An 11,787-nucleotide genomic window follows, 5' to 3' on the forward strand; every position below is an offset into this window, starting at 1 on the left:
TCCGCCGACGTGCCTTCTGACACGCCCAAGGCAAAGCCGCGTCCCTGCCGCTTCGCCGAGCCTGCGGGATTTACGAACATCAACGTCACGTCGCCTTGAGGAACCATCATGGAACAGTTTACCCCCTTCGACAGGATATTCCAGTCCTGCGGCCGACTCTGGCACATCCGCCGCGCCGACATGGACAAGCTCTGGGCCGCCATGGACCAGAAGGAAGGCGAAGAAGCCCACCTGCCCTACTGGAATGAAATATGGCCTTCTTCCCTGGCGCTGGCCGGGTGGCTCGCGGAAATGCAGGACGACATACGCGGCAAAAACTGCCTCGACATGGGCTGCGGCCTGGGATTCACGGCGCTGCTCGGGCGCTGGCTCGGGGCGAACGTCACCGCCATGGACTACGAGCCGGAGGCGCTGGAATACGCCAGAGTCAACGCCGTGCTCAACAGCGTGGAAGGCGTGCGCTTCGAGGTCATGGACTGGCGGAATCCCACGCTGCCGCCCGCAAGCTTCGACCGCATCTGGGCCGGCGACATCATGTACGAAAAGGACTTCGCCCACCCCATCGCCGCCTTTCTTTCCGCCATGCTGAAAAGCGGCGGCCGCGCGTGGATATCCGAACCCGGCAGGGACGTGTTCCATCACCTTCTCGACGCGCTGCCCGAACACAAGCTCCGCCACAAGCGCATCTGCTCCCTTCCCGTTTCGCCGCTCACCGAACAGGAAGTGCCGGTGCCCGTCACCATCTGGGAAATCGCGAAGTAACGCCCCCGCCCTGCTTCAAGAACGCAAAAGACTCTCCGCACGCATGCGGAGAGTCTTTTTTTTTCAGATCAGGCCGAACATCGCCCGCGCGGAAGCACCGGAGAGCGATGATGGAAACGGCGTCAGCGCACGAACATGGCGTCGCCGTAGGAGAAGAAGCGGTACTTTTCCTTCACGGCCTCGGCGTAGGCGGAAAGAATGCGCTCTCTGCCGCAGAGAGCAGCCACCAGCATGATGAGCGACGATTCGGGCAGGTGGAAATTGGTGATGAGATGATCCACCACCTGAAAGCGGAAGCCCGGATAGATGAAGATATTGGTCCAGCCGTGCCAGCCGCCTTCGGGAATGACGCCGCCGTTCTGCGCGGCGCAGCCTTCCATGGTGCGGCAGGACGTGGTGCCCACGGCCACCACGGGGCGCCCGGAAGCCTTTGCCTCACGGATGACTGCCGCGGTTTCCGGCGACACTTCCACGTACTCGCTGTGCATGGGATGCTCGCGGATGTCCTGCTCGCGCACGGGGCTGAACGTGCCGTAGCCCACGTGCAGCGTCACTTCCGCCCAGCCGAAGCCCCGCTGACGCAGCTCTTCGCGAAGCTCATCGGTGAAATGCAGTCCCGCCGTGGGCGCGGCCACGCTGCCGGACTTTTCCCTGTCGGCGTACACGGTCTGATAGCGGGCCATGTCCTCGCTGCTCTGCTCGCGCTTGATGTACGGCGGCAGAGGCAGCTTGCCTATGCGCCGCATGCACTCCACAAGATCGCCCTTCCAGCACAGCGTCACGTCGTGCTGACCGAATTCCTTTTTCCTGAGCACTTCGGCGGCGATGTCGTCGCCGAACACGAGGCGGTCGCCCACGTGAATGCTGCGGGAGGGGCGCAAGAGCACTTCGGCCTGCGCACGGCTCCAGCCGTCGGCACCGAGCGAGGCGCAGGCCTTGAGCAGCGGAGGCGGCGTGAGCAGCAGAAGTTCCACCTTGCCGCCCGTGGGACGATGTCCGAACAGACGCGCGGGAACCACGCAGGAATTGTTGGCCACAAGCAACGCGCCCTCGGGCAGAAAATCGCCCAGATGAGAAAACGTGGAATGAATGTTTTTTCCGCTCGCCCTATCCAGCACCATGAGGCGCGACGCGCCGCGCTTTTCGGGAGGATACTGGGCTATGCGTTCCTCGGGCAGATCATAGTTGTAGCTCGACAGCTGAAAGTCGGATTCGTTCATTGTTGTTCCATGCCCTTGCAGGCCTTCAAAAATATGGGGACGGAAAGGCTGGCGCGCCCCGCTTTCGGGAGACGGCGCCAGCCTTCGATACAAGCAAAAAAATCGGATTACTTTTCCGCCACGGCGGCGTTGCTGTCAAGCAGGGAGCGGGCGCTCGCCACGGTCTGGAGGAAGCTTTTGCGGCTTGCTCTGGACACCGGTTCGGAACGCGCGCCGGAAAGACTGTCGGGGTGCACGAACTTGCCGTTCTTCATGACGCGAAAATCCAGATGGGGGCCGGTGGCCGTGCCCGTGGCGCCCACAAAGGCCACCACTTCGCCCTGATCGACCTTCTGCCCCACCTTGAGAGAAGAGGCAAACCGGGAAAGATGGGCGTACTGCGTTTCGATGCCGCCGCTGTGACGGATGACGAGCGTGTTGCCGTAGCCGCTCCTCCAGCCCTTGAACGTCACCTTGCCCGCGCCGAGCGCCTTCACGGGCGTGCCGCGGGGCGCGGCGTAGTCCACGCCCTGATGCGGGCGGACCTTGCCGAAGATGGGATGACGGCGGTGCATGGTGTAGCCGGAGCTTACGCGGGTGAAGTTGAGCGGAGCCTTGAGAAATTCGGTTTCCAGAGAGCTGCCGTCCGCGGCGTAGTAACGGGCGCGGCCCTGTTCGTCCACGAAGCGGAACGCCTCAAAGGTCTCCCCGTTGTTGACGAAGCGGGCCGCCACAATGTCGCCGTAACGGCGGAAATCGTCGCCGAGATACTTCTTTTCCACCACGAACTCGAAGGTGTCGCCTTCCTGCACCTCGTTCACGAAGTTGATCTGATGGCTGAACACGTCGGCCAGACGCACGGCAAGATTGGCGGATTCCCCGGCGTCGGCCATGGCCTCGAACAGCGAAGACCGGATAACGCCGCTCACCTTGACGAGCTTCGTGTCGAATTCAAACACGTCCACGCGGGCCGAAAATCCGTTCTCGGCCCTCTCGATCACCAGACGGCTCTCTTCGTCGATGTCATAGAAAAAGCGGCTGGCCTGTCCGCTGTCCTTGTCGCGCTCCACGCTGAACAGATGGCCGGGCATGATTTTCGTGAGAGAATACACCGACGAAGCCGCCTTCACGGCCTGATCGGTCTCGTTGTTGTCCAGCCAGCGGAGGAAGAGGGAACCCGCGTTGTCGCCGCTGCGCACGGCGCTGCGGAACATCTGCGTGCCGCAGCCGGAATCCTCCACCATGTAGCGCGAGTCCTCCTCCCACGGCACGGCTTCGGAATAGTTCGGAATGCACATGTCCCCCCTCGAAGAAAGGAAGGCGCTGAGCGAATCGTCGTAGCGCGGCGCGGCTTCGGCGTCCTCGCCGGAAGTGAGACCGCCCTCGCTCCAGAAATCCCGCATCCAGGAAAGCCCGCTGCCCAGAGTGGCAAGACGCGTCTCATCCGGCACCGGCACATCCGAGCCGAGAGAAAAATCATGCGGTTTCACGGCCTGCAACAGCAGCTCCGCGCCGTTTTCGGACATCAGCCAGCCGGGAATCTCGTCTTCACGGGAAAACAGCCATGCTCCCGCGGCCACGGCCGATCCGATAAGGACACAACAAAGCACGCGCGCAGACAGCGTGCGGAATATTTGATATTTTTTTATCATAACGTCAGACGCTTCGTATTTTTCAGTGCAGAGAAAAGAAAAGGAGCTTAACGCTCCACAGGTATATAAGCAAGAAACTGCTTGTTTATGCAAGCGTTTTCTGGTAAAAATTTTTATGCCCGGCAGTCTGCGCGCCTTTGGCCGACCACGGGCGACATGATATGTATTCATCTGAAATGTCAGATAGTTGCACATATCAATCACCATCTTTTCTCAAAGCAAAACATCCGTCCGAAACACGCATGAAAGTTCTTTCCAGCTTTCCCCGGACCGCCGACAGGACCGAAGATTCCGCAGGAGAAGGCTCCCCCGCTCTTTCCGCGCTTCATAGTGCCGACGGCGCACAGGTGCGAAGCCTGCTTCGCCGTCGTCTCGGCGGCGGCACGCCGGACTGGTTCCTTCCGCTCATCTTCCGGCTGGAAGACGGCGAGAACAGAGTGCTCACCGTGTCCATGCCCCACGAGCTTTTCTTCCGCTGGTTCGACAAGCGCGGACGCGCGGATCTGGAAAAGGCCGCGCGCAGTCTGCTCGGCAGCCGCACGGCCCTGCGCTACGAATGGCCGCAGGGCGCTCCCGCCGCCTTTTCTCCCCTTTCCGGGCCTGTGTCGCCCGCGCCTCTGCCCTCCGCCGGTTTCGACGACTTTCTCGTGAGCGGCCGCAACCGCGACGCCCTGCGCCTCTTTCGCGCCGCCCTGCGGCAGGCTCCCCGCACCATGCTTCTGCGCGGCGCTTCCGGCACGGGAAAAAGTCACCTGGCCTGCGCCGCCTTCCGTTTTCTCAGCGAACGCTTTCACGGACGGGCCGTCTTTCTTTCCGGCAGCGAACTGCTCGCCCGCGCCCGCCGCTGCCCGGATGTTTTTCTGCGGCTCGCGCACGGTCTCGACGCCGTGGTCATCGACGATCTGCAGTTTCTTGAAAACTCGCCCTCCGCGCAGAGAGAACTCTCCGCTCTGCTGGACAGCCTGGACAAGCGCGTCTTCTTTCTGGGCACCATGTCGCAGGAATGTTCCCTCATGCCGGAGCTGCACGACCGCCTCTGTTCCCATCTCGCCCTGCACCTTTCCGAACCCGATCTCGACGTGCGCATGCGCTTTGCACAAATGTTCATGGAACGCTCCGGGCTCCCCGAACACCGGCCCACGGCCTTTCTGCTCGCGCGGCGCTGCCTGCGGCTGCGCCACATTCAGGGCATTTTGGAACATGTGCGCATGCGTTACGAACAGGACGGCAGAATGCCCTCTTCCGAAGAGCTGGAACGCATTCTCGAACACTTCGCTCCGGCCGCGCCCGCAGACGTGGATTCCATACTCGCGGCCGTGGCCTCGAACTACGGCTGCACTTCGGCGCAACTGCGCGAAAACACTAGAAACAAGGAACTTTCTCAGCCTCGGCAGATAGCCATGTATCTCTGCCGCAGACTGCTCGGCGAGTCCTATCCCTCGCTCGGACTCATCTTCGGCGGCAAGGATCACAGCACCATCATGTATGCTGTGAAAAAGATTGAAAAACTCAAAGTTACGAACAAAGATGTGCACATGCTGATCACAAAGCTGACGAAACAGTGCGCAAACAGCGCTTCAGAGGCTCCGCAGATGCTCTGAATGTGCGTTCTCTTCCTCGCGGTTCCTGTTTTTGTTCCTATAAAATTCAATAAAATCAAAATGTTGATTCAGATAGGAACAAACTGACGACTTTAAACCTTCTACTACAAGGAAAAGACATGTATTTAACCGTAAAAAAGGAACAAATCATTGAAGGCCTGCAGAAGGCGGCATCCATCATTCCCAGCAAGGCGGGAGCCGCGTATCTGCGTTCGATCTGGCTTCAGGCCGTGAAGACTCCCGAAGGCGACAGACTCACCATCATGTCCACGGATGTGAACATCGAGTTCACCGGCACGTATCCCGCGGAGATCAAGGAAGAGGGAACGGCGGGCGTGAACGGCCGCGCCTTCGTGGAACTTCTGCGTCGTCTGCCCGGCGGCGACATCAGCCTTCGTCTCGACGAGGAATCGCACATTCTTTCCGTGGAGCAGGGACGCCGTTCCTACAAGCTGCCCACCGTGGATCCGGTATGGTTCCAGCCTCTGCCTCCCTTCCCCGAAGAAGGCGCGGTGCTCTGGTCCGGCGACTTCTTCCAGGACATCATCGACAGGGTGGCCTTCTGCATCAGCGACGACGACAGCGCCGAAGGACTGGCCTGCCTGTACCTCAAGGCCGGAGACGCCGGAAAGGTGGACGTGTGCGGTCTGAACGGTCATCAGTTCGCCATGGTGCGCTTCATCAACGACGCGCTTGCGAATCTGCTTCCTGAAAACGGTCTGCTCATTCAGAAGAAATACGTCAACGAACTGCGCAAGTGGCTCGGCAGCGACGAAGTCATGCTGAACATCAGCGAACGCCGTTTCCACATCCGCACCGGTTCCGGCAGCGAAACGCTGAGCATTCCCCGCAGCGCCAACTTCAGCTATCCCGATCATCTGAGCTTCCTGGCCAGACTCGACGGCGACAACACCTCGCAGCTCGACGTGGACCGCCGCGAAACGCTGAACGCCCTCGACCGTCTGCTCATCTTCAACAACGACAGCGACCGCTGCACCTATTTCCGCTTCTCTCCGCAGGAAGTGGAACTTTCCGCGCAGGGTCAGGAAACCGGTTCCGCCACCGAACATCTGGAAGGCACCTTCAAGGGCGATCTGGAACTCATCGCCTTCCCCACGCGCAGCCTCATGGACATTCTCGGACACTTCCAGTCCGCAAGCCTGCACTACGTGTTCACCGGAGCCGAAGGCCCCTGCGGCATCACCGGTTCCGAAGACGCGGAATACACCGTCATTCTCATGCCCATGAAGATTGCCGAATCCTCCTATTATACGGAAGAGGAATAGTCGGGTTTCCCAAAAGGTAAACATGCGCTCCGGTCGGTCCGCTCCGTTCCCCGCAACGGGAACTTTCGGACCGACCGTCCGCTTTAGAGCCCTCAGCAGCCTGTCTGCGCCGATTTGGGGCTCGCGCCCATCCCCTGCACAGGGGTTTGAAGTTTTCATCGTTTTCGTATATACTGAAAAACTCTACGACGCCCCGAAGGGGCCAACCAATATCATTCAGGAACTCACATGACCCAGGAAAATCTCCGGTCCGGCAAGAATTCTTACGACGCGTCCGCCATCACGGTTCTGGAAGGTCTGGCCGCGGTCCGCAAGCGCCCGGCCATGTATATAGGCAGCACGGACAGCCGTGGTCTTCATCACCTCGTGTACGAAGTGGTGGACAACTCCATCGACGAAGCCATGGCCGGCTACTGCAACAAGATTGAGGTCATCCTGCACGTGGACAACAGCGTCACCGTGCGCGACAACGGCCGCGGCATTCCCGTGGACATTCATCCCAAGCTGCGCATTCCCGCCGTTCAGGTGGTCATGACCAAGCTGCACGCAGGCGGCAAGTTCGACAACAACGCCTACAAGGTGTCCGGCGGTCTGCACGGCGTGGGCGTCTCCTGCGTGAACGCGCTGTCGAGCTGGCTGGAAGTCATCGTCCGCCGCGACGGCAAGCGCTGGCGTCAGCGCTACGAGCGCGGCGTGCCCGTCACCAAGGTGGAACCCCTGGGCGACGCCGAAGGGCACGGCACCACCGTGCATTTTCTGCCCGACGAAGAAATTTTCGAGACCACCGTCTATTCCTTCGACATTCTGAAGAAGCGCTTCGAGGAACTGGCCTATCTCAACAAGGGCCTGACCATCATCTGCAACGACGAGCGCACCAACGAAACCCACACCTATCACGCCGAAGGCGGCCTTGAGCAGTTCGTGAAGGATCTGAACAGCAACGAGACCGGCCTGCATCCCATCATCAGCGGCGAAGGCGTGCAGGACAACGTGACGGTGGACTTCGCCCTTCAGTACAATTCCGGCTTCAACGAAAAGACGCTCACGTTTGCAAACAACATCCGCACGCACGAGGGCGGCACGCATCTGGCCGGCTTCAAGACCGCGCTCACCCGCGCCATCAACAACTACGTGAAGAGCCAGCCCGACCTGCAGAAGAAGCTCAAGGGCGACAGCCTTTCCGGCGACGACGTGCGCGAAGGCCTGACGGCCATCATCAGCGTGAAGCTCCCCCAGCCGCAGTTTGAAGGTCAGACCAAGACCAAGCTCGGCAACAGCGAAGTGGTGGGCATCGTGAACGGCGTGGTGTACAACGCGCTCGACGTGTATTTCCAGGAGCACCCCAAGGACATCCGAGTCATCATCGAAAAGGCCACCGAAGCCTCCCGCGCCCGCGAAGCCGCGCGTCGCGCCCGTGAGCTCGTGCGCCGCAAGGGCGCGCTTTCCGACAACTCCCTGCCCGGCAAGCTTGCCGACTGTCAGAGCAAGGATCCTTCGGAATGCGAAGTGTTCATCGTGGAAGGCGATTCCGCAGGCGGTTCCGCCAAGCAGGGCCGCAACCCCATGACGCAGGCCATTCTGCCGCTGCGCGGCAAGATCCTGAACGTGGAGCGCGCCCGCTTCGACCGCATGCTCGCCAGCGAAGAAATCAAGAACATGATCACGGCCATGGGCGTGGGCATCGGCGACAACATGGACTATTCCAAGCTGCGCTACCACAAGATCATCATCATGACCGACGCCGACGTGGACGGCGCGCACATCTGCACGCTCATGCTCACCTTCTTCTTCCGCTACTATCCCAAGCTCATCGAGGAAGGGCACATCTACATCGCCCAGCCTCCGCTTTACGGCATCAAGAAGGGCAGCAACACCATCAAGTTCCTGAAGGACGACAACGAGCTCGACGAATTTCTGCTTCAGCGCCTGGCCGACGGCGTGTCCGTGACCACCGCCGACGGCAGAACCTATCGCGGGAGCGATCTCATCGGCCTGCTCAAGGACATCGACGACCTTGAAAAATCCATGACCGAAGCGGAAAATTCCGCCATTTCGCGCGAGCTTTTCCTCTCCTTCCTCCGCTTCAGCGAAGAACTCACGCCCGCCATGGCCGACAACGGTCTGCCCGAAAACTTCCGCGCCTGGATGGAAGAACAGGGCTATGCGGCGAAGCTGGAAGTGGAACAGCTGGAAGACGACGAACGTTCCTTCCTGGTGTTTGAGAACAGAAGCGGCCATCGCACGCGCCTTGCCGTGGAATTCTTCCACTCGCGCATGTACCGGCACGCCCGCCAGGTCTGGACGAAGCTCGAAAAGGCCTGCGGTTCCTTCCCCGTGACGCTTTCGAGCTCCGAATCCAGCCGCGAGGTCAAGGATTACTTTGAACTGCGCGAATCCGCCTACGCCGAGGCGCGCAAGGGCTTCAACATCCAGCGCTACAAAGGTCTCGGCGAAATGAATCCCGAACAGCTGGAAATGACCACCATGAACCCCGAAAAGAGAGCGCTTCTGCAGGTCAGCATTGAAGACGCCCAGGCCGCGTCCGACACCATTGAGGAACTCATGGGCGACCGCGCCGATCTGCGCCGCGACTTCATCATCCGCAACGCGCTTTCCATGGAAGATCTCGACATCTGACAATCCGGGCCCCTTCCCGCGAAGGGGTCCTCTTCCCGGGGCGTTTTCCAACCATCGCCCAAAGGATTCCTACCGTGGCAGAATTTAAAGTCGATATAGAAAAAGAGCTGCGTCAGTCCTATCTGGCCTACTCGCTCAGCGTCATCATAGGCCGCGCCATTCCCGACGCGCGCGACGGCCTCAAGCCCGTGCATCGCCGCATTCTCTTTGCGCAGTCGCAGATGGCCAACACCTACAACCGGCCCACCAAGAAAAGCGCCCGCGTCGTCGGCGACGTCATAGGCAAGTATCATCCTCACGGCGACTTCGCCGTGTACGACGCCCTCGTGCGCATGGCGCAGGACTTCAACATGCGCGATCCCCTGGAAGACGGTCAGGGCAACTTCGGCTCCATCGACGGCGACTCCGCCGCCGCCATGCGATACACCGAAGTGCGCATGTCCCGCCTTGCTTCCGAATTTCTGGACGACATCGAGAAGAAGACCGTGGATTTCCGTCCGAACTACGACGGTTCGGAACAGGAACCCGAAGTGCTCCCCACCAAGGTGCCGAACCTGCTGCTCAACGGCTCTTCGGGCATTGCCGTGGGCATGGCCACCAACATTCCTCCCCACAACCTCGGGGAACTGTGCGACGCGCTCCTGCGCCTCATCGACGAACCCGACTGCACCGTGGACGACCTCATCGATCTCGTTCACGGCCCGGACTTCCCCACGGCCGGCTTCGTGTATGCCGGTCAGGGCCTGCTCGACGCCTACCGCACCGGCCGCGGCGTGGTGAAGGTGCGCGGCCGCGTGGAAGTTGAGGAACGCAAGAAAGGGCAGCAGTCCGTGGTGATCCGCGAAATTCCCTACGCGCTCAACAAGTCCGTGCTCGTCACCAAAATTGCGGCCCTCGTGAACGACCGCAAGCTCGACGGCGTGACCGACCTGCGCGACCTGTCCGACAAGAAGGGCATACGCATCATTCTCGATCTGCGCCGGGGCACCATTCCGGAGCTCGTCATCAACGCGCTCTACAAGTACACGCCTCTGGAAACCTCCTTCGGCATCAACATGCTCGCCGTGGTGGACAACAAGCCCCAGCAGCTCAATCTGCGCACGGCCCTCACCTGCTTCCTCGATCATCGCCGCGAGGTGGTCATCCGCCGCACCCGCTTCGATCTGGAAAAGGCACAGGCCCGCGCCCACATCGTGGAAGGTCTGCTCAAGGCGCTCGACATCATCGATGAAATCGTGTCGCTCATCCGCGGTTCGGAAACCCCGCAGGAAGCCAAGTCCGGCCTGGTGAACCGCTTCGGCTTCACGGAAATTCAGGCGCAGAGCATTCTCGACATGCGCCTGCAGCGCCTCACCGGCCTCGAACGCGACAAGCTGCTCGAAGAATTCCGCGAACTGCAGAAGCTCATCGCCTACCTGACCTCCATCCTTGAGGATCCCGAAGTGCTCCGCGGCGTGCTGCGCGAAGAAACGCAGTACATCAAGAACACCTACTCCACGCCCCGCCGCACCGAAGTGGTCATGGACGAGCTTTCCGGCATCGACATCGAAGACCTCATTCCCGACGAGGACGTGGTCATCACCCTGTCGCGCCGCGGCTACATCAAGCGCACCACGCTCGCCAACTATCAGCAGCAGAAGAGAGGCGGCAAGGGCATTGCCGGCCTGCACACCTCCGAAGACGACTTCGTGCAGGAATTCCTCACCACCACCAATCATCAGTACCTGCTGCTCTTCACCAACAAGGGCCGCATGCATCAGCTCAAGGTGCATCAGGTGCCGGAAGGCAGCCGCACCGCCAAGGGCATGCACATTGCCAACCTCCTGCCCCTGGAAAAGGACGAGTGGGTGGCCAACGCCCTTACCGTGCGTGAATTCTCCGAGCAGAGCTATTTCCTGTTCACCACCAAGCAGGGCATGGTCAAGCGCTCCAGCGCTTCCCTGTACGCCCGCTGCCGCAAGAGCGGCATGATAGCCCTCGGCCTCAAGGAAGGCGATGAACTCATCGCCGTGCGCGAAGTCACGGATTCCGATCACGTGGTGCTCGCCACCGCCCACGGCATGGCCATCCGCTTCGCCATGCCCGACGTCCGTCCCATGGGCCGCAGCGCTTCCGGCGTGAAGGGCATAGGACTGCGCCGTGGCGACTCCGTGGTGGCCTGCGTCACCGTGAAGGACGGCGACAACTCCACCATGATCATGACGGTCTCCGCCCTCGGCTACGGCAAACGCACCAAGATAGACCTCTACCGCATGCAGAGCCGCGGCGGCATAGGCCTCATCAACTTCAAGGTCTCCCCCAAGACCGGCGAAGTCATCGGCGCCATGCCCGTGTCCGATACGGACTCCCTCATCCTGCTCACCTCCACCAATAAGATCATCCGACTCGGCGTGGACGAAGTCCGCTCCGTCGGCCGCGCCACCATGGGCGTCCGCCTCGTCAAACTCGACGAAGGCGCCAGCGTCGCCGGCTTCGACACCGTGTCCGACAACGGAGAGAATGCGGAAGAATAGGAGAGAGATTGTGCGGGGAGGGAAGGGAACTTTCTGAGGCAGATTGTCAAATGAATTGCAACAGAAAGAGATTCCCGTCTTCCCGTAAAAACTCGACAGTCGATCGATAACCAAACTTCTTGCGGGGGCGGTGGTTT

General features: G+C 60.7%; 7 protein-coding genes. 5 read left to right on the forward strand and 2 right to left on the reverse strand.

The features are described 5' to 3' along the window. The first annotated feature begins 108 nt into the window (after positions 1 to 108). Positions 109 to 762 carry a class I SAM-dependent methyltransferase gene (locus ACZM96_RS00870; protein WP_489486728.1) on the forward strand — a complete coding sequence of 218 codons (654 nt, stop codon included), beginning with the start codon at positions 109 to 111 and terminating at the stop codon, positions 760 to 762. A gap of 122 nt (positions 763 to 884) precedes the next feature. Here the strand turns inward: ACZM96_RS00870 and queA are convergent, their stop codons facing one another. After that, the gene (gene queA, locus ACZM96_RS00875; protein WP_489486729.1) at positions 885 to 1,982 is read right to left on the reverse strand and encodes a tRNA preQ1(34) S-adenosylmethionine ribosyltransferase-isomerase QueA; all 1,098 of its coding nucleotides are present in this window, start codon (positions 1,980 to 1,982) and stop codon (positions 885 to 887) included. 107 nt (positions 1,983 to 2,089) lie between these two features. Further along, positions 2,090 to 3,541 (reverse strand): M23 family metallopeptidase, encoded by a 1,452-nt coding sequence (locus ACZM96_RS00880; RefSeq protein WP_489486730.1) that lies wholly within the window; start codon positions 3,539 to 3,541, stop codon positions 2,090 to 2,092. Positions 3,542 to 3,855: 314 nt separating this feature from the next. On the opposite strand from ACZM96_RS00880, the gene ACZM96_RS00885 reads away from it, so the two are divergent. The 4 genes from ACZM96_RS00885 to gyrA all read left to right on the forward strand — a co-directional run bounded on the left by ACZM96_RS00885 (position 3,856) and on the right by gyrA (position 11,650). Continuing rightward, on the forward strand, positions 3,856 to 5,214 hold the full coding sequence (locus tag ACZM96_RS00885; protein ID WP_489486732.1) for a helix-turn-helix domain-containing protein: 1,359 nt from the start codon (positions 3,856 to 3,858) through the stop codon (positions 5,212 to 5,214). 119 nt (positions 5,215 to 5,333) lie between these two features. Next, on the forward strand, positions 5,334 to 6,500 hold the full coding sequence (gene dnaN, locus ACZM96_RS00890; protein WP_346665598.1) for a DNA polymerase III subunit beta: 1,167 nt from the start codon (positions 5,334 to 5,336) through the stop codon (positions 6,498 to 6,500). A 228-nt stretch (positions 6,501 to 6,728) separates the two neighbouring features. Further along, positions 6,729 to 9,137: a DNA topoisomerase (ATP-hydrolyzing) subunit B gene (gene gyrB, locus ACZM96_RS00895; RefSeq protein WP_489486734.1), complete on the forward strand. Its 2,409-nt coding sequence runs from the start codon at positions 6,729 to 6,731 to the stop codon at positions 9,135 to 9,137. 74 nt (positions 9,138 to 9,211) lie between these two features. After that, positions 9,212 to 11,650 (forward strand): DNA gyrase subunit A, encoded by a 2,439-nt coding sequence (gyrA, locus tag ACZM96_RS00900; RefSeq protein WP_489486736.1) that lies wholly within the window; start codon positions 9,212 to 9,214, stop codon positions 11,648 to 11,650. Positions 11,651 to 11,787 lie beyond the last annotated feature (137 nt).

It is taken from the genome of Mailhella sp. (genome assembly GCF_057866825.1).